At 32.5% G+C, this 18,564-nt stretch carries 18 protein-coding genes and 2 tRNA genes; 14 read left to right on the top strand and 6 right to left on the bottom strand.

Features of this window, described 5'->3' with window-relative positions; all coding sequences use genetic code 11:
* Positions 1 to 6: 6 nt before the first annotated feature.
* The 9 genes from OU788_RS02760 (at position 7) to rodA (ending at position 9,535) form a co-directional block, all read left to right on the top strand.
* Positions 7 to 1,371: a DUF5458 family protein gene (locus OU788_RS02760; RefSeq protein WP_047790406.1), complete on the top strand. Its 1,365-nt coding sequence runs from the start codon at positions 7 to 9 to the stop codon at positions 1,369 to 1,371.
* A 245-nt stretch (positions 1,372 to 1,616) separates the two neighbouring features.
* Positions 1,617 to 2,069: a GAF domain-containing protein gene (locus OU788_RS02755; RefSeq protein ID WP_047790405.1), complete on the top strand. Its 453-nt coding sequence runs from the start codon at positions 1,617 to 1,619 to the stop codon at positions 2,067 to 2,069.
* 82 nt (positions 2,070 to 2,151) lie between these two features.
* On the top strand, positions 2,152 to 2,277 hold the full coding sequence (locus OU788_RS02750) for a hypothetical protein (protein WP_255724779.1): 126 nt from the start codon (positions 2,152 to 2,154) through the stop codon (positions 2,275 to 2,277).
* A gap of 136 nt (positions 2,278 to 2,413) precedes the next feature.
* The gene (purH, locus tag OU788_RS02745) at positions 2,414 to 3,940 is read left to right on the top strand and encodes a bifunctional phosphoribosylaminoimidazolecarboxamide formyltransferase/IMP cyclohydrolase (protein WP_073184329.1); all 1,527 of its coding nucleotides are present in this window, start codon (positions 2,414 to 2,416) and stop codon (positions 3,938 to 3,940) included.
* A gap of 82 nt (positions 3,941 to 4,022) precedes the next feature.
* Entirely contained in the window at positions 4,023 to 5,051 is a 1,029-nt protein-coding gene (locus tag OU788_RS02740; protein WP_274633743.1) for a rod shape-determining protein, read from the top strand.
* A gap of 16 nt (positions 5,052 to 5,067) precedes the next feature.
* Complete coding sequence (gene mreC, locus OU788_RS02735; RefSeq protein ID WP_274633742.1) at positions 5,068 to 5,895, top strand: rod shape-determining protein MreC; 828 nt, start codon at positions 5,068 to 5,070, stop codon at positions 5,893 to 5,895.
* Positions 5,888 to 6,394: a rod shape-determining protein MreD gene (gene mreD / locus OU788_RS02730; RefSeq protein ID WP_274633741.1), complete on the top strand. Its 507-nt coding sequence runs from the start codon at positions 5,888 to 5,890 to the stop codon at positions 6,392 to 6,394. Before mreC ends, mreD begins: the two co-directional genes overlap by 8 nt.
* Positions 6,391 to 8,277, top strand: a complete 1,887-nt coding sequence (gene mrdA / locus OU788_RS02725; RefSeq protein ID WP_274633740.1) for a penicillin-binding protein 2 — start codon at positions 6,391 to 6,393, stop codon at positions 8,275 to 8,277. The genes mreD and mrdA overlap by 4 nt, the downstream gene beginning before the upstream one ends.
* The gene (gene rodA, locus OU788_RS02720; protein ID WP_274633739.1) at positions 8,258 to 9,535 is read left to right on the top strand and encodes a rod shape-determining protein RodA; all 1,278 of its coding nucleotides are present in this window, start codon (positions 8,258 to 8,260) and stop codon (positions 9,533 to 9,535) included. Before mrdA ends, rodA begins: the two co-directional genes overlap by 20 nt.
* A gap of 347 nt (positions 9,536 to 9,882) precedes the next feature.
* Here rodA and rpsT read toward each other — a convergent pair whose 3' ends face one another.
* From rpsT to proS, 4 genes are all read right to left on the bottom strand, one after another.
* Positions 9,883 to 10,134: a 30S ribosomal protein S20 gene (rpsT, locus tag OU788_RS02715; RefSeq protein WP_028891217.1), complete on the bottom strand. Its 252-nt coding sequence runs from the start codon at positions 10,132 to 10,134 to the stop codon at positions 9,883 to 9,885.
* Positions 10,135 to 10,169: 35 nt separating this feature from the next.
* Positions 10,170 to 10,241, bottom strand: a tRNA-Glu gene (locus OU788_RS02710).
* Between the two features lie 111 nt (positions 10,242 to 10,352).
* Positions 10,353 to 10,424 (bottom strand) — tRNA-Glu (locus OU788_RS02705).
* 76 nt (positions 10,425 to 10,500) lie between these two features.
* A complete protein-coding gene (gene proS, locus OU788_RS02700; protein ID WP_274633738.1) occupies positions 10,501 to 11,979 on the bottom strand; it encodes a proline--tRNA ligase in 1,479 nt (492 codons plus the stop codon).
* Positions 11,980 to 12,126: 147 nt separating this feature from the next.
* Here proS and OU788_RS02695 point away from each other — a divergent pair, with 147 nt between their 5' ends.
* The 5 genes from OU788_RS02695 (at position 12,127) to porT (ending at position 17,237) form a co-directional block, all read left to right on the top strand.
* Positions 12,127 to 13,425: a hypothetical protein gene (locus OU788_RS02695; protein WP_274633737.1), complete on the top strand. Its 1,299-nt coding sequence runs from the start codon at positions 12,127 to 12,129 to the stop codon at positions 13,423 to 13,425.
* A 16-nt stretch (positions 13,426 to 13,441) separates the two neighbouring features.
* Positions 13,442 to 14,794: an OmpP1/FadL family transporter gene (locus tag OU788_RS02690; protein ID WP_274633736.1), complete on the top strand. Its 1,353-nt coding sequence runs from the start codon at positions 13,442 to 13,444 to the stop codon at positions 14,792 to 14,794.
* A gap of 98 nt (positions 14,795 to 14,892) precedes the next feature.
* Entirely contained in the window at positions 14,893 to 15,786 is an 894-nt protein-coding gene (locus OU788_RS02685; protein ID WP_274633735.1) for a NifU family protein, read from the top strand.
* A gap of 25 nt (positions 15,787 to 15,811) precedes the next feature.
* Positions 15,812 to 16,540 (top strand): bifunctional demethylmenaquinone methyltransferase/2-methoxy-6-polyprenyl-1,4-benzoquinol methylase UbiE, encoded by a 729-nt coding sequence (ubiE, locus tag OU788_RS02680; RefSeq protein ID WP_274633734.1) that lies wholly within the window; start codon positions 15,812 to 15,814, stop codon positions 16,538 to 16,540.
* Between the two features lies 1 nt (position 16,541).
* The gene (porT, locus tag OU788_RS02675) at positions 16,542 to 17,237 is read left to right on the top strand and encodes a type IX secretion/gliding motility protein PorT/SprT (protein ID WP_274633733.1); all 696 of its coding nucleotides are present in this window, start codon (positions 16,542 to 16,544) and stop codon (positions 17,235 to 17,237) included.
* 284 nt (positions 17,238 to 17,521) lie between these two features.
* Here the strand turns inward: porT and OU788_RS02670 are convergent, their stop codons facing one another.
* Complete coding sequence (locus OU788_RS02670; RefSeq protein WP_274633732.1) at positions 17,522 to 18,340, bottom strand: mechanosensitive ion channel family protein; 819 nt, start codon at positions 18,338 to 18,340, stop codon at positions 17,522 to 17,524.
* A gap of 25 nt (positions 18,341 to 18,365) precedes the next feature.
* Positions 18,366 to 18,560: a hypothetical protein gene (locus tag OU788_RS02665; protein WP_274633731.1), complete on the bottom strand. Its 195-nt coding sequence runs from the start codon at positions 18,558 to 18,560 to the stop codon at positions 18,366 to 18,368.
* Between the last annotated feature and the right edge of the window lie 4 nt (positions 18,561 to 18,564).

Below are 18,564 nucleotides of genomic sequence, written 5' to 3'. Positions count from 1 at the left end.
TTAGCTATGTCTACAAAAGTAAAAACGCAGCAATCGGAAGTAGTTAAACAACAATCCCCTAGTCAAGAAGTAGCTAACGCTATTGATGGCATAAAAGAGTACGGTGGTTTCTCTTTTATCGAAAACATCGTTGATGGTTACTCTAACTTGAACCCAAAAAGAAAAGCTAGAAAAAGTCTATTTTTAAACGACGAGCAGTGGAAAGGAGAAAGAAAAAACTTAAAAAACAGACTTTCTGTTTGGTTAGAAATTCTTAAAAGTAGTGACAGTATCGAATCAATGTGTGATACTGCAAAAGAAAAATCTACCAGCATAGAAAGTGTTTTAAATTACAATCTTAAGAAAACCTTAGAAAAAACAAAAGAACTAGAAACCTCTTATAGATCAGTAGCTTTATTCTACAAAAACACCGAAAAAGACAAAGTAAAAAACATCACCATCTTAAATGCCGATTTAAGTCAATTAAAAGATTTAGAAAATCCTCTTTTTATAGACTATGTATCAAATGAGTTTAAACAAAACTTTGATAGATTAGATTTAAAAGACAACTACTCTATATTAGTAGTTCCTGGTTATTTAGGATCTAACGTAGTCTTAGACAAATGGTCTAAAATAGCACATGACAACAAAGCTGTTTTATTAACAGACTTCCAAGATCTTGAAACACCTGACGACATTGTTGACATGTTCTCAAATGCAAATCACTCTGGTGGCGAAATTCACAAATCAAACACTTTAATGACTTGTAACTGGCTACTAGGAAGAAAAAAAGAAGATGCCGTGGGTGAAGAAGACAACCTATACGTTCCGCCATCTTCTGCTTTGGCTGGTAAAATATATCACACATTAATGTCTCAAGTAGTAGCAGGTAAAAAATTTGGAGGTATTAATGAGGTAGAAAGTGTACGATTCGATCTTAAAAAGAGTGAAATTTCAGAAATTGAAAAAATGGGACTTGTTCCTATGGTTAACGAATATAGTAAAGTAATGGCTTTTTCAGCCAAGACTTTATTTAACGGAGACAACTTAGGTTTACAAACTTACTCTGTTGTAAGAGTATTCGATCACATAACAAAGGTTTTATTTGACTTTTTAAATAGAAGAGCTTTTGAAAACTGGAGCTCTAGAACTGAGGCTGATTTACGTCGCCAAATAGTTAAATTCTTAGACGATATTCAAGGACCTACTAAGCTAATTGAGCGTTTTAAGGTTATAAAAATAGAACAAGATCAAAATCAAAAAGACCGTGTTTTATTAGATATTCATATCACTCCTTATTTTCCTGCTAAAAGCTTTGTTATCCAACTAGATGGACACAAAGGAGATGGCCCTGAAGATGCTGTTTGGCATAGTGAATACGTTCAACAGTAATTTTATACTACAGAGAAAAATAAAAAAGCAAAGGTTTTTAACTTTTGCTTTTTTTATTGAAAATATTTTAGCTATCACATAACTTTAAACTCATTCTTTTTGAAATTGTATCGTTTTTCACAAAAAAAACACTTAAAACCTCTTGTCTAAGCTATAAAAAATAAAATTCAGTTTTTTATCACAATCCTTACAACTATTTTTGTAAGCTTTAAGCACTCTTTACGAATAAGATAAAAAATATTTTCATGAACATACAAGAACTAAAAAACAATATAGACTTAATAGTTAGTAACAATTCTTCTAAAGAAGAAAAACTACAACAAATCTGCGATTATTTAGCTTCAGAAATCTCTTACTATGACTGGGTTGGTTTTTACTTTAAAAATGGTGATAAAAATGAGTTAAAACTAGCTCAATTTAACGGTGAACCTACAGAACACACAATCATCCCTTTTGGAAAAGGTATTTGTGGACAAGTAGCAGTTAGCAATAAAAACTTTGTTGTACAAGATGTTAGTGAACAAGACAATTATATTTCATGTGGTTGGAAAGTAAAATCTGAAATTGTAATTCCCATCTTTGTAAACGGCGAAAACATCGGTCAAATAGATATTGACTCTCATACTGTTAACCCTTTTACTAAAAACGACGAAGATTTATTGGAATATATTTGCAAAAAAATAGCTAATTTTGTATAATTATTTTATAATCACTTGATTATTAAGTTTTTTTTTACTTTATTTGATGTGATTTTAAACAACCCCATTAATCCCCTTAAATATGAGCAATAGAGAACATCCTTCTTATGCAGCATTAGGCAGTGCTAATGCTCGTTCAAAATCTCAACAATCTTTAATAGAAAAATTCACAATCTGGTTTCGAAACTTCTTAGAAACAGCAGAGTAATTTATATTTATAGTTTTGTTGTATTAAAACACCACCAAAGAATATTTTTGGTGGTGTTTTCAATCTTAAAAGCTAAAAAAATATTGTGTGTCGACTACTCTTTTACTAGCTTTGCAAGCTTAACAACACAACAATAATGAACAATATAAAAACTATTAAATCAGCGTTAATTTCTGTTTTTCACAAAGACGGATTAGAGCCTATTGTTAAAAAACTTAATAATCTAGGTGTTACTATATACTCTACGGGAGGTACTGAAAAATTCATCAAAGACTTAGGTGTTAATGTAGTACCTGTAGAAGATGTTACTTCGTATCCTTCTATCTTAGGAGGAAGAGTAAAAACGTTACACCCTAAAGTTTTTGGCGGCATCTTAAACAGACAAGATCACGAAGGCGATATTACTGAGATGGAAGAATATAACATTCCTCAGTTAGATTTAGTAATTGTAGATTTATACCCTTTTGAAAAAACAGTTGCTTCTGGAGCTTCAGAGCAAGATATTATTGAAAAAATTGATATCGGTGGGATTTCGTTAATCCGTGCAGCTGCAAAAAACTTTAAAGACACTGTTATTATTTCTTCAATGGAACAATATGAAGATTTCTTAACTATTATTTCAGAAAGCAACGGAGAAACTTCGTTAAACGACAGAAAAAAGTTTGCTGCTAAGGCTTTTAATATCTCCTCTCATTATGACACTGCCATTTTCAATTATTTCAATGAAGATGAAGTTGTATATAAAGCTAGTGAAACTACATCTAAAGTATTACGTTATGGAGAAAACCCTCATCAAAAAGGTTTTTTCTTTGGCGATTTAGATGCTATGTTTGATAAGCTACATGGAAAAGAATTAAGCTATAATAACTTATTAGATGTTGATGCTGCTGTTAATTTAATAGAAGAGTTTAAAGGTGAAGATCCAACATTTGCTATTTTAAAACATAACAATGCATGTGGTTTTGCTCAACGTAAAACAATTCATCAAGCTTATATAGACGCTTTAGCTGGTGACCCTGTTTCTGCGTTTGGAGGGATTTTAATTTCTAACACGAAAATTGATAAAGCCACTGCCGAAGAAATTCACAAATTATTCTGTGAAGTAGTTATTGCTCCTGCTTATGATGCTGATGCTTTAGAAATTTTAAAAGGTAAAAAGAATCGAGTAATATTGATTCAAAAAGAAATTGAATTACCTAAACAAACAGTTAGAACTGCTTTAAACGGAGTATTAGTTCAAGATAAAGATTATATTACAGACAAATTAGATGATTTAACTTACCCTACTAACAATAAACCATCAGAAAATGAGTTAGAGGATTTGTTATTTGCATCTAAACTATGTAAAAACACTAAGTCTAATACTATTATTTTAGTAAAGGACAAGCAATTATTAGCTGGGGGAACAGGTCAAACAAGTAGAGTTGATGCTTTAAGACAAGCTATTGAAAAAGCTAATAGTTTTAACTTTGACTTAAACGGAGCTGTTATGGCTAGTGATGCTTTTTTCCCTTTTCCTGACTGTGTAGAAATAGCAGATAAAGCAGGTATAAAAAGTGTAATTCAACCAGGGGGATCTATTAAAGACCAATTAAGTATTGATTATTGTAATGATAATAATGTAGCAATGGTTTTTACTGGAACTAGACATTTTAAACATTAATTATATTGAGTGTAAAATACCCACAGATTTTTATTAGATTTGTGAGAATACATTAAAATTAAATATAAATAACGAAATCTTTATGGGTTTTTTCGATTTCATGACAGAAGATATTGCAGTAGATTTAGGTACTGCAAATACACTTATAATCCACAATGGTAAGGTAGTTATTGACAACCCCTCTATTGTTGCTAGAAATAGGCTCACTGGTAAAATTATCGCTACAGGTCACGAAGCCAGTAGAATGCAAGGAAAAACCCATGAAAACATCAAAACTATACGCCCCTTAAAAGACGGTGTAATTGCTGATTTTCAAGCTTCTGAAGAAATGATCAAGGAATTTGTAAAACAAATTCCTGCTATAAAAAAGAGATTATTTCCACCATCATTACGAATGGTAATCTGTATTCCTTCTGGAATTACTGAAGTTGAAAAACGAGCAGTTATTGATTCTGGTCGTCACATGAATGCTAAGGAAATCTATTTAATCTTTGAACCTATGGCTGCTGCCATTGGTGTTGGTGTTGACATAATGGAACCTAAAGGAAATATGATTATTGATATAGGTGGTGGTACCACTGAAATTGCTGTTATAGCACTTGCTGGCATTGTATGTGATCAATCAGTAAAAGTAGCTGGTGATTTATTTACAAGCGATATTATGTACTACATGCGTACCCAACACAACTTATATGTTGGAGAAACTACAGCTGAAAAAATAAAACTACAAATAGGTTCTGCTACTGAAGATTTAGATAATCCACCTGAAGATATGATGGTGCAAGGTCGTGATTTATTAAGTGGAAAACCTAAGCAAGTACAAGTTTCGTATCGTGAAATTGCTAAAGCTTTAGACAAGTCTATTCTACGTATTGAGGATGCTGTGATGGAAACATTATCTAAAACACCACCTGAACTAGCTGCCGACATTTATAATACTGGTATTTATCTTGCTGGTGGAGGATCTATGCTTAGAGGTTTAGATAAGCGTTTGTCTAGAAAAACAGATTTACCAGTATACGTTGCTGAAGATCCGTTACGTGCTGTTGTTCGTGGTACTGGTATTGCGTTAAAAAACCTAGAAAAATACAAAACAGTATTAATCAAATAAAATTGAATGATTATTTATGCAACAGCTTATTTATTTCTTTCAGAAGTATAAGTTCTTCTTATTTTTTCTATTTCTAGAAATTATAGCTGTTGCATTAATCATTAACAACCACTCTTTTCATAAAAGTAAATTTATTAGTTCTACTAATTTTATTACTGGTGGATTATATCAAAAATCATCTAATTTATCGGATTACCTTAGCCTAAAAGAAAAAAACTCAATTTTAGTTGAAGAAAACCTATCTCTAAAAAATAAATTAGAAAGACTTAACAGTTATTTTGACAGTATTTCGAGTAATCAGGCTATTGACACAGTTAAATTAAATCCTGATTACATTTATACTTCTGGAAAAGTTATCAAGAACTCCTATAGCAAAACGGATAATTTTATAACAATTAACAGAGGAAAAAACGACAACGTTGCAAAAGAAATGGCTGTAATTAACAGTAAAGGTATTATTGGAATTACTGATAATGTATCTAATAATTTTGCTAGAGTACAATCTCTTTTAAACTCTAAAAGTAACATTAATGCTAAGTTTAAAAACAATCATCATTACGGAACATTAGTTTGGAATGGTGAAGATTATAATATTGTTCAGTTAACTGATATTCCTCGTCAAGCAGTATTTCAAGTAGGTGACACGATTATTACAGGAGGTAGATCTACTATTTTTCCTGAAGGAATCCCTATTGGTACTATCATAAAAGTTCCCGAAGAATTATCTGCTGTTAACAATATTGATATTAAACTTTTTAACGACATGTCTAACTTAGGGTATATTTATGTCGTAACGAATCTTCATAAAGAAGAAATTAAAATTTTAGGAAACAATAATGAATAGAACTATTTACTTAATACTTTTATTTGTTTTTCTCTTGTTACTACAAGTGCTTGTTCTTAACAATATTTTATTTTTAGGATATGTAAACCCTTATGTATACATTGTATTTATCTTTCTATATCCTATAAAAGAAAATCGTTTTCCTGTTCTAATTACAGCTTTTTTATTAGGACTTTCGGTAGATGCATTTTCTAACTCTGGAGGTATACACACTTTCGCTACCTTGTTTATAGCTTACCTTAGGCTATTTTTTTTCAAGGTTATCTTTAAAAAATCGACTACAGACTATCAACTTTTTAACTTAAGACACGAATCTTTTGATAAGGTGTTTAACTATACTGCTATTTTAACACTTATTCATCATTTTATCTTGTTTAGTTTAACTAACTTTAGCTTTTACAATTTCACTAACGTACTTATCAACACACTATTTTCTAGTATTTTTACGTTACTCTTGTATTTTTTAGGAAGTTTTATATTTAGGAAAAAGCTAACATGAAACGAAGTTTTTTACTCTTATTTTTAATTACCCTTATCGGAATTATTTATATCTCTAGATTGTTTCACTTACAAATCGTAAAAGGAAGTGAAAACAATCTAACTCATAGCGCTACTATTAAGGTTGAGTATGATTATCCTTCTAGAGGCTACATATATGATCGTAATGGAAAACTACTCGTAGCAAATCAATTATCCTACGATGTAATGATTGTTCCGAAAGAAGTAGAGCCGCTTGACACCTTAGAATTCTGTAATCTTTTAAAAATTGATAAAGACGATTTTAAAAAGCGTTTTCAAAAAGCTGAAAATTATGCCCGTTGGCTTCCTTCAGTATTTTTAAAACAATTAGCTAAAGAAGATTATGCCTACCTTCAAGAAAAACTACCAAAATACAAAGGCTTTTATGTACAAAAACGTATTATTCGTAATTATCCTGTAAAATCCGCTGCAAATGTATTAGGATATATTAGTGAGGTAAGTGAATACAAAGCAAAACAAAGCGACTATTACGAACAAGGAGAATTAATTGGCGCTTGGGGTGTTGAAAAACAATATGAAAATTATTTAAGAGGTATTAAAGGAAAAAAAAGATTTAAACGTAACAACTTAAATGAAATAACAGGTTCGTACAAAGATGGTATATATGACACATTAGCTGTTCCAGGAAAAGACTTAACTTTAACTATTGATAGTGAATTACAACAATACGGTGAATTATTAATGAAAGGTAAAAGAGGTGGAATTGTAGCTTTAGAACCTCAAACAGGTGAAATTTTAGCACTGGTAACTGCCCCTTCTTATGACCCCAATTTATTAGTTGGAAGAAAGCGCTCTCCAAACTCAGTAAAACTATTCAATGACACAATTAACATGCCTACTTTCGACAGAGGTTTACAAGCATCATACGCACCTGGTTCTCCTTTTAAAATACTCACAGGCTTGATTGGCTTACAAGAAGGTGTGATTGATGAAAACTCAGGTTTTTTCTGTAATCATGGTTATCGCTATGGTAGAAGACCAAACGAATTTATGGGATGTCACTGTAATATTGTTGGTCGTCCTGTTCGTTTAAAAACAGCTATTGCTAAATCATGTAACACGTATTTTGCTAACACCTACAGAAAAATTGTCGATAAATACAAAAACGCAACCATTGGTACTGATGCTTGGAGTGAACATGCCAAAAGTTTTGGTTTAGGAAATTATTTAGGGTATGACCTACCTTCTGGTCAAAAGGGACGAATTCCTGATGGAAAATTCTACGATAGAAGTTATGATTTTAGATGGGGAGCAACAACCACTATTTCTAACTCTATTGGTCAAGGTGAAGTAGAAACCACTCCTATCCAGCTAGCAAACATGACTGCCGCAATTGCCAACAAAGGATATTACTACACCCCTCATATTGTTAAAAAGATTGCAGGAAACGTTCGTTTAGATTCAACCTACACTACACGCAGAAATACAACAGTTGCACCACAACATTTTCCTATTGCTATTGAAGCAATGCATGAATCGTTTATTAAAGGAACCGCAAGAAGAAGTAGAGTTGAAGGAATTAAAATGTGCGGAAAAACAGGTACCGTTGAAAACTTTATTAGAGTTAATGGAAAAAAAGTTCAGTTGATAGATCATTCAATCTTCGTTGCTTTTGCTCCAAAAGACGATCCTAAAATAGCCATTGCCATTTTTGTTGAAAACGGAGGATACGGAGCTACAATTGCAGCACCAATTACCAGTCTTTTAATTGAAAAGTATTTAAAAGGTGAAGTTACAAGAAAACATGTAGAAGATAGAATGATTAATTTAAGCCTTCAAGAACGATACGATAATCAATTACTAATCCAAAAAACAGATACAATTGCGACAAGAACGAAATAATATTTTTGCAGGAATTGACTGGCTACTTGTATTGTTATATATCATATTAGTTGGCTTTGGATGGATGAATATTTATGCCGCATCTTCAACAGAAGAATCTAGAGAACTATTTGACTTCTCAACAAAATACGGTAAACAACTTATTTTTATAGGGTTGAGTGTTCCTGTGATTATTTTTATTCTGTTCTTCAACTCCAAGTTCTACGAACAATTTGCCAGCGTTTTATATATAATATCATTAGTACTATTGGCAGGAGTTTTAGTCTTCGGAAAAAAAATTAACGGAGCAACCTCTTGGTATAATTTTGGAGGAATTGGACTGCAACCCTCTGAATTTGCAAAAGCTTTCACTGCTTTAGCCTTAGCTAAATTGATGAGTGATCGGCAATACAACCTTAAACTATTAAAAAACCAAGCAAAAGCCTTTGTCCTCATTTTTTTACCCGCATTTTTTATTGCATTACAACCTGATATGGGGTCAGTATTAATTTATTTTGCGTTCTTTTTTGTGTTAAACAGAGAAGGACTTACACTAAGCTATATCTTATTCGGAGTAACAACCATTATTTTATTTATTTTAACCGTTTCTTTTGGCGCCAAATGGGTACTGATTTCTTGTTTATTAATTATAACACTTGCCACACTTTACGGAATTTATAAAGACAAGCGTTTTTTCCGTTTTAACGCATTAAAAATACTTAGCTCATATCTCTTTACTACTTTGTTCATAATAGGTATAAGTTATACCTACAATAACGTTCTTGAGCAACATCAAAAAGATAGATTTGACATTTTATTAGGAAAAGTTCAAGATAATAAAGGGATTGGGTACAACTCTTTTCAATCAGAAAAAACCATTAGTTCTGGTGGCCTCTCTGGAAAAGGTTTTTTACAAGGAGATAGAACACAAGGTAATTTTGTTCCTGAACAACACACCGATTATATATACAGTACCGTAGGTGAAGAATGGGGCTTTATAGGAAGTTCCTTCGTTATTATTTTATTTATGGCGCTTCTATATAGAATCATATACCTTTCAGAAATTCAAACTAACAAATTTGCAAGAATATATGGTTACAGTGTAGCCTCTATCTTCTTTTTTCATGTTGCTGTGAATATAGGTATGGTAATCGGTTTATTTCCTACAGTAGGAATTCCGCTCCCATTTTTCAGCTACGGTGGTTCTTCTTTGTGGGGATTCACACTACTCTTATTCATCTTTATTCGTTTAGATGCTCATAAAAAGTACGATTGGTAACACCTTAGGTTTTTCTTTTTTAATCGAATAATAAGAATAGAAAAGGATTGAAAAAATAGCTAGAAAAACTTTCTTCAATAAAACGATCTAAAAACCTAACGAGTTAATTAAAAGCTTGAAATACTGATTTTGTAGCCTCTATCCCACTCTATGAGCTTATCCTACAGATTATATATGGAATAAACTGATTCTGTTAGTTTATTTACAGCCGTGACAAGTGCTTTATACGACCAAACATACAGCTACTTTCGAATCAAAAAAGGAAAGTACATTTTAAACTTAACTATAAAACAAAAACGCCCCGATAAAATCGGGGCGTTTTTAACTATTAACTAACCTTAAAACTCTTATAAAGCTGCAACATGCTTAGCCAACTTTGACTTTAAGTTTGCTGCTTTATTCTTATGAATAATGTTGTTCTTTGCTAACTTATCTAACATAGATACAACAGTCGAAAACATTCCTTCTGCTTCCTTCTTATCTTCTGTAGCTCTTAATTTTCTAACAGCATTACGTGTAGTTTTATGCTGATATTTATTTCTTAAGCGCTTCGCTTCGTTACTTCTGATTCTCTTTAATGCTGACTTATGATTTGCCATTGTACTAAATTCGTTAATTGTTTATAAAAAACTCGTAGTCCGTACGGGAATCGAACCCGTGTTACCAGGATGAAAACCTGGCGTCCTAACCCCTAGACGAACGGACCAAAACAATCGTTCTGATTGCGGGTGCAAATATACAACTCTTTTTGTTATTTGCAATAATTTTTATCTTTTTATTAGTTTTATTTTTACTCTAAAACTAGCTTAAGAACTTGTAGTCCGTACGGGAATCGAACCCGTGTTACCAGGATGAAAACCTGGCGTCCTAACCCCTAGACGAACGGACCAAAACAATCTATTTTGCGATTGCGGGTGCAAATATAAAAACTGTTTTTTATTACACAAAGCTTTTTTTTATTTTTTTTAATAAGCCTTGGCAAAAAGCACTCTTTTAGTAGATGGTTTCCCTGTAAACACACACGCTCCCTCCTCTTCTTTAGCGTCGTTAGGAATACATCTTATCGTTGCTTTTGTTAATTCTTTAATGGTATCTTCTGTTTCAATAGTACCATCCCAGTGAGCAGAAACGAATCCTCCTTTGTTTTCTATCACATCTTTAAACTCATCGAATGTGTTTACCTCTGTAATATGACCGTTTCTGTAGTTTAGCGCTCTTGTATATAAATTCTCTTGGATCTCTTCTAATAAGTTCGCTACGACATCTACTACCTCTTCTCTAGAAACTGTTTGTTTTTCAAAAGTATCACGACGTGCAACCTCAACTGTACCGTTTTCTAAATCACGAGCTCCCATAGCAATTCGAACAGGCACTCCTTTTAATTCGTATTCTGCGAACTTAGCTCCTGGTCTAAAAGTGTCTCTATTGTCAAATTTTACTGATATTCCTTTAGCTCGTAATTCTTTTACAATTACATCTACCTTTTCTGAAATAGCGTCTAATTGCTCTTCTCCTTTATATATAGGAACGATTACTACTTGAATTGGCGCTAACTTTGGAGGTAATACTAAACCTGCATCATCAGAGTGTGTCATAATCAACCCACCAATTAAACGAGTTGACACTCCCCAAGATGTAGCCCAAACATATTCTTGCTTTCCTTCTTTTGATGTATACTTTACATCAAACGCTTTTGCAAAGTTCTGACCTAAGAAGTGTGATGTTCCTGCTTGTAAAGCTTTTCCATCTTGCATTAACGCTTCAATAGTTAAAGTATCATCAGCTCCTGCAAAACGCTCACTCTCACTTTTTGCACCTTTTACTACTGGCATAGCCATGAATTCTTCAGCAAAAGTTGCATATACTTCTTGCATTTGTTTTGCTTCTGCAATTGCTTCAGCTTTTGTAGCATGTGCTGTATGACCTTCTTGCCATAAAAATTCTGCTGTACGTAAAAATAAACGTGTACGCATTTCCCAACGTACCACATTCGCCCATTGGTTAATTAATAATGGTAAATCTCTATGTGATTGAATCCATCCTTTATAAGTATTCCAAATAATTGCTTCGGAGGTTGGACGAACTACTAACTCTTCTTCTAACTTTGCTTCAGGATCTACACGAAGCTTTCCTTCTCTTTCTGGGTCGTTCTGCAAACGATAATGTGTAACTACCGCACACTCTTTTGCAAAACCTTCAGCATTTTTCTCTTCAGCTTCAAACAAACTTTTGGGAACAAAAAGAGGAAAATATGCATTTTGATGTCCTGTTTCTTTAAACATTCTATCTAACTCTTTTTGCATGTTTTCCCAAATTGCAAATCCGTAGGGCTTAATTACCATACATCCTCTAACCGCTGAGTTTTCAGCTAAATCAGCTTTGACAATCAATTCGTTATACCATTTCGAGTAATCTTCGGCTCTTTTTGTTAAATGTTTGCTCATATTCAAAAGTTTGGCATAAATATTGTTATTTTTTATGCGTAAATTGTGTCTGCAAAACTACATTAAATAAGGTAACAAGCCCAACAAAGAAATTAATTTTTGCTGCTCAATAAAAAAATAATTTGCATTAACTAAAAACCTAAGGTCATGAAGTTCCAATACGCCAATACCAAACTTCCTCTTTTTATTCTATCGCTTTTTACGGTAGCAACATTCGTTTCTTGTGGATCAGCACAAACAACTGTTGGTTACGATGATGGAATTTATGCAGACGACGTTGAACAACCGCAACGTAGAGTAATTATTGCCGATGATAGACAATATGATGAATACGAAGAAAATTACTTTACCAAAGAAGTTGAACGTTTAGGTACTTTAAATGGAACAGATATTTTTACAGATATAGAAAATTACAAATCTGAAAATGCTGATTATTATGAAGAGGAAGATATTTACGAAGAAGAACCTCAAACAAGAATTACTTATAATAACGAACCTTGGGGATATACAAGTAACAGCAGCGATGTAGTAATTAATATTAATACTTACCCTAGATGGGGAAGTTACTACAATTCTTGGTATTACGACACCTATTATGACTATTACAGACCTTGGTGGAGACCTCGTTACTACAACTATTGGGGGTATAACCATCATTGGCACCCTTACCATTGGAACTCTGGATTCTATGTTGGTTTAGGAGGTGGTTATTATGGTTCTTACTGGAACTCTCCTTACTACGGATACAATTATTACAGACCTTATTATTACAACAGATACTACAACAACACCTACTACAGACCTTATAGAGGCGCTAACTACTATAGAAACAACCGAGTAGCTTCAAGCTCTAGAAGAGGGTATACCACTAATCGTAGAGGGACTACTGTTTCAAGACGTTCTTCTGATGTTTATAGAAGAAGCAGTGATAGAACCTATCGTAGTTCTAGAAATACTCGTTCTACAAGAGATACTAGAGGTTATAACACAAGAAGCAACAGATCTAACAACAGAACTATAAATCGTTCTACCAGAACAAGAAGTTACAATTCTAGCGGAACTCGTTCTAACGGAAGTTATAGAAGCGTACCACGAACCACTAGAAGTTCAAGAGGGCACGCTGTAAGAAGTAATAATAATTCTTACAATAACAGAAGCACAACCAGATCTACAAGAAATTCTAGAAGTTACAACGCAAACAATAGTAATAGAACTGTAAAAAAATCTACTTCAACAAGAAATTCTCGTAGCTATAATAGATCTAATAACCGAAGCAAAAAAGAATACGCTTCTCGTAACAGAAATACTAGAAATAACAGAAGCTATTCAAGATCTTCTAACAGCTCTTCTCGTAGTTATTCTGCACCATCTAGAAGTTCTCGAAGTAATTCTTCTGGAAATAATTCAAGATCAAGAAGCAATAGTTCAAGAAGCCCTAGGAGATAATTAAAAAAATAAACAGATGAAAAGAATTTTAGCTTTTGCAATTGGTATTGCCTGTACGTTTACTGCCTATTCACAATATTTAAACTATAATGATTTAGGAGTTTTATTTTCTAAAGACGATAACTACGGAACCGCTCGTTTCGAAGCTATGAGTGGTGCTTTCGGGGCCTTAGGAGGCGATATTTCTTCCTTCGGAATCAACCCTGCAGGTAGTGCTGTTGCTATTAAAAGCACCTTTGGTGTTACTTTAGGCAATAGAAACACAGAATACACCTCTAATTACTATGGAAATTCTACGAATACAGAAGATGATTTTTTCAACTTAACGCAAGCAGGAGGTATTTTATCTTTTGATTCTGCACTTAACTCTGATTGGAATCGTTTTGCGTTGACTTTTAATTACCGAATCAAAAAAGATTTTAGCGGATTCCATGCTGCAGAAGGTAATAGTCAATATTTAATTTATAACGAACATGTTGCCGATCCAAAAGCAATAAAAACTCAGTTTGATAGAAGTCTCGACCAATACAACTCAAGTTATATTGATGGAAAGTCGAGTGTATTTAGTTTAGGGTTTTCATCTGTACACCAAAACAAACTACATGTTGGTGCATCTTTAAACTTTCATGATATCGAATTTTACAGAGAACATTTGTTTAATGAAATAAATGATGATATAGATGGTAATATTTTAGATGTAGAAAATTATACCGAAAGTTATATACAAGGAACAGGTTTTTCAATCGGTTTAGGATTCATTTACAAACTCGACCAAAATATTAGACTTGGCTTAGCTTATGAAACGCCTACATGGTATCAAGAAGTTTTAGAAGATTATTACGATGAACTTTACATGGATAGAGTTGAAAACCTAAACATTTCTGAAGATCTTGACATTATTGGCCCTGAGGCTTATTTATATAAGTTCAAAACCCCTAGCAGATTCACCGCAAGTGGAGCTTATGTGATAGGTAAAAAAGGATTAATTAGTGTAGACTATACCTATAAAGATTTCAAAAATATAAAGTTTAGCGACGGCGATTTTTCGAGCACTAACGCTAGTTTTACTCACGATTACAGAAATACTCATGCTTTAAATATCGGTACCGAATGGCGCTTTGATAACATGAGCGTACGAGGTGGATACCATTACGAAAAAGACCCTAATTTACTTTTAGGGGGTAATACTGACGACGATAACATACAAGGTTTCTCTGCTGGATTAGGATATAACTTTGGTAATATGAAGATTGACTTAAGTTATACCAAATCTAACAACAAAGAATATTATACAATTTACCAAAACAGCGATTTAGCAATTAAGAACAATACCTCAAGAATTTCTGGAACCGTAACATTCAGTTTATAATTCTTAAAAAGATCATATAAAAGTCCTGCTTTATGCAGGATTTTTTATATATCCATATCTCAGTTTTTTACCTTAATTTTGCTCCTTATTTAAAACTTATGAGTTCTATCAAAATAAACATACAAGAAACCAATAACGAAACCATCTTAAAGTTTGTTAGCAACAAAATTTTAGTGAACGGTGGTAGTTATGAATACAACAATATTGACGAAGCTAAAAACTCACCTTTAGCTCAACAACTTTTTTATCTTCCATTTGTAAAAAAAGTATTAGTGACTGCTAATTTTATAGCAATTCAACGATACGATATCGTACAATGGGATGATGTTGAAGAAGAAGTTAGAGAACAAATTGAAGCTTATATTCAAAGTGGAAATTCGGTAGTTAAAGAAGAAACTACTAAAAAAGACGCTATTGAAGTGTATGCGGAAGTTACTCCGAATCCAGCTGTAATGAAATTCGGAACTAACAAAGCGTTAACACAAACTGATGTTGAATTTACAAATATTGAAGAAGCTAGCAAGTCTTCTCCTCTAGCCCAAGCCTTATTCAACTTTCCTTTTGTAAAAGAAATTTTCATTTCTGAAAACTATATTTCTATTACAAAGTACGATATGATTGAATGGAATGAAGTTTACCAAGAGGTTCGTACATTTATTCGCAACTTTATTCAAGAAGGTAAAGAAATCATTACTGAATTACCAAAGCAACAAACAAAACAGAACGTTGAAATCCCTAAAGAGAATTTAACTGATGTTGAAACTAAAATTGTTGATATTTTAGATGAATACATCAAGCCTGCGGTTGCTTCTGATGGAGGAAACATTGCTTTTCAATCGTACGACGCAGAAAGCAAACGAGTAAGCGTTATTTTACAAGGAGCATGTAGTGGATGTCCATCTTCAACAGTAACCTTGAAAAATGGTATCGAAACCATGCTAAAAGAAATGTTACCAAATCAAATTAACGAAGTAGTCGCTATTAACGGATAATTCACCGTAAACCATACAAAAACACATGTCTGAAAACATCAAACCATATAAAGATTCTGAATTAGGAAAAAAAGAGCAAGTTGCTAAAATGTTTGACAATATTTCTGAAGATTATGACGGATTAAACCGTGTAATTTCTTTTGGAATAGATGTTAGCTGGCGTAAGAAAGTAGTAAAATTAATAGGAGAAAATAATCCGAAACAAATTTTAGACATTGCAACTGGTACTGGTGATTTAGCCTTAATGATGTCTGAATTAAATCCTGAAAGGATTGTTGGTTTAGACATTTCTGAAGGAATGCTACAAGTAGGTAGACAAAAAGTTGCCAAAGCCAACTTATCAAACAAAATAGAAATGGTTGTTGGCGATAGTGAAAACATCCCTTTCCCTGACAATACTTTTGATGCTATTACAGTTTCTTTTGGTGTTAGAAATTTTGAAAATTTAGATAAAGGTATAACCGAAATACTTCGTGTACTAAAACCTGGGGGTAAATTTGTGGTGTTAGAAACCTCAAATCCAACCAAATTTCCTTTTAAACAAGGGTACAAATTCTACACGAATTTTATTTTACCAGTTATCGGTAAACTGTTTTCAAAAGACAAAGTTGCCTACGCTTATTTATCTGAAACAGCAAATTCTTTTCCTTTTGGAGAGGCTTTCAACAATATTTTGCAAAAAAATGGGTTTAAGAATGCAAAGAATATACCTGTAACCTTTGGTGTTGCATCAATTTATACCGCTTTAAAATAGTATGTTAAAAAGGCTTTTACTTTTCGGATTTTTCGCAGTTTCTATTGCTGCTCAAGCTCAAAGAGAAAAAATATTAAAACTTCCTAGTTTTGATAAACCTCTTTTTCACTACGGTTTTTATTTAGGAGCCAATAATAATGGTTACAAAATAGGCTACAAACCAAGTAGTATTAACAATCCCGAAATTGAAGTAGAGTCGTCTGTTGGGTTTAATGTTGGTTTAATTGCCGATTTAAGACTTCACAACAACATAAACCTACGTTTTGAGCCTGGTTTAATGTCAAATACCAAAACATTACGTTTCAATCATATATCAGGTCCAGAAAACATAACTACGCGTGAAGTTGGTGCTACATACTTACATATGCCTTTATTATTAAAATTTAGCACGAATAGACTTAATAACATGAGACCTTATGTAATAGGTGGAGTTTCGTACGATCATAATTTTTCGAGTAACGAACGAAATAGCGATGATAATTTTGCTGGAGAATTTAGAACAACAACCAACAACTTTATGTACGAAGTTGGTATTGGAGTAGATTTTTACTTAAGTTACTTTAAATTTTCTCCTTCAATAAGAGGTGTTTTTGCTATAAATAACGAAGTTAAATACGATAACAAAGCTTCTCAGTGGACAGATCCTATTAATTACTTAGGAACCAGAGGTGTGTTTTTACACTTAGCTTTTGAATAAAATTTTACGATAAATAGTAACTAATAAAGAAAATGCTAACAGAATTCTGTTAGCATTTTTCTTAAGATTAAATAGAAATCCCCCAAAATCTATTATTCTCTATATGTTTAGATACATTTTATCTGTAAAAGTCACATTATATAAAATAAAAAAAGGTCACTTTCGCGACCTTCTTTCATAAAGATTTCTCTTTATTATTAGATAGAAGTCCCCCGAAATCTATCGTACTGTAAAAAACATTGTTTTTAGTAAAGTCAAAGATATAAAAAAATGTTAAATTTTTACTAATTTTTTATAACTATTTTGTTATCTACCACATCTTTAATTGGTAAAATAACCTTCCCATCTACAGTAGCAATGGTTACACAAATATTATCTATAGCAACAACAACTCCTTCAACATCATTAATAATAACCTTAGATCCTATCTCTATATTCTTTCTAGAATAATACCCGAAAAGTAATCTAGCAACGGCTTCTCTTGCACCAAAACCAAAGGCTAAAGTAAAAGCTAAAAGTACCGATCCTATTAATAATGTTACGTTACTTTTTATTACTGAAGTATCTACTCCTGCTTGATCTAATGCTGTAATCGATAAAAAAACAACGATCAAATAAAAAGCTATATTCCCTACCAAGTTTCCTCCTGAAACTTCAAGAGATTTAAACATGGATTGAATTGCTTTTTTTACTACAGTTCCTAAATAGGCTCCTGCAACAAAAATTCCTAAGGCAGTTAATAATTTAGGCAGGTAAGCGAAGAAGCTTTTTATCCCGTCTGAAACGATGTTTAACCCAAACATTTCAGCTCCCACCATTACAAAAACGAAAATTAAAAACCACTTTAACACAGCTAAAATCACATTGGTCAATACAATATTTATTGTACTATCTCCAAAAATTTCAGTTTTTCGTAGTTTTTTAGACCATTCATCAATTTTAGTTTTTGCTAGTGCTTTTCTTACTACGTATAAAAACACTTTTATTACTAACCATGAAAGAACAACAAAAAGAACAAACATGGCTATCATGGGCAGCGTGTTTATAATCTCTTGAAAAATATCTTTAAAAGGCTGTAAAATATCTATTTCTAAAAAATTCATAACTAGTATTCTATATTTGGTTCAATTAATTAGTCTCGTCTTTTTTTTCTTTCGCTTTTCCTCCTCCTACTAAATCGATAATGGTACTCGGGTATTTAACAACAAATAAGTCAGCCATGTCTATGGATAGTTTTATCATTGCCACGTCATTAAGCACTTTACTCTTAAGTACTTCGGGCAACTCTTCGTTATGTAATATTTTTTTGAACGGATTATCCATAATT

It is taken from the genome of Tenacibaculum sp. L6 (assembly GCF_028823685.1).
Taxonomy (GTDB): domain Bacteria; phylum Bacteroidota; class Bacteroidia; order Flavobacteriales; family Flavobacteriaceae; genus Polaribacter.
This window is presented reverse-complemented; position numbering and strand designations above follow the sequence as displayed.

Excerpts from the sequence above, each read along its gene's own strand:
- proS (WP_274633738.1), bottom strand. The coding sequence starts at position 11,979 with ATGAGCAAACATTTAACAAAAAGAGCCGAAGATTACTCGAAATGGTAT.
- rpsT (WP_028891217.1), bottom strand. The coding sequence starts at position 10,134 with ATGGCAAATCATAAGTCAGCATTAAAGAGAATCAGAAGTAACGAAGCG.
- ubiE (WP_274633734.1), top strand. The coding sequence starts at position 15,812 with ATGTCTGAAAACATCAAACCATATAAAGATTCTGAATTAGGAAAAAAA.
- OU788_RS02665 (WP_274633731.1), bottom strand. The coding sequence starts at position 18,560 with ATGGATAATCCGTTCAAAAAAATATTACATAACGAAGAGTTGCCCGAA.
- OU788_RS02685 (WP_274633735.1), top strand. The coding sequence starts at position 14,893 with ATGAGTTCTATCAAAATAAACATACAAGAAACCAATAACGAAACCATC.
- OU788_RS02740 (WP_274633743.1), top strand. The coding sequence starts at position 4,023 with ATGGGTTTTTTCGATTTCATGACAGAAGATATTGCAGTAGATTTAGGT.
- porT (WP_274633733.1), top strand. The coding sequence starts at position 16,542 with ATGTTAAAAAGGCTTTTACTTTTCGGATTTTTCGCAGTTTCTATTGCT.
- OU788_RS02750 (WP_255724779.1), top strand. The coding sequence starts at position 2,152 with ATGAGCAATAGAGAACATCCTTCTTATGCAGCATTAGGCAGTGCTAAT.
- mreD (WP_274633741.1), top strand. The coding sequence starts at position 5,888 with ATGAATAGAACTATTTACTTAATACTTTTATTTGTTTTTCTCTTGTTA.
- OU788_RS02690 (WP_274633736.1), top strand. The coding sequence starts at position 13,442 with ATGAAAAGAATTTTAGCTTTTGCAATTGGTATTGCCTGTACGTTTACT.
- OU788_RS02670 (WP_274633732.1), bottom strand. The coding sequence starts at position 18,340 with ATGAATTTTTTAGAAATAGATATTTTACAGCCTTTTAAAGATATTTTT.
- OU788_RS02695 (WP_274633737.1), top strand. The coding sequence starts at position 12,127 with ATGAAGTTCCAATACGCCAATACCAAACTTCCTCTTTTTATTCTATCG.
- mreC (WP_274633742.1), top strand. The coding sequence starts at position 5,068 with ATGCAACAGCTTATTTATTTCTTTCAGAAGTATAAGTTCTTCTTATTT.
- mrdA (WP_274633740.1), top strand. The coding sequence starts at position 6,391 with ATGAAACGAAGTTTTTTACTCTTATTTTTAATTACCCTTATCGGAATT.
- OU788_RS02760 (WP_047790406.1), top strand. The coding sequence starts at position 7 with ATGTCTACAAAAGTAAAAACGCAGCAATCGGAAGTAGTTAAACAACAA.
- purH (WP_073184329.1), top strand. The coding sequence starts at position 2,414 with ATGAACAATATAAAAACTATTAAATCAGCGTTAATTTCTGTTTTTCAC.
- OU788_RS02755 (WP_047790405.1), top strand. The coding sequence starts at position 1,617 with ATGAACATACAAGAACTAAAAAACAATATAGACTTAATAGTTAGTAAC.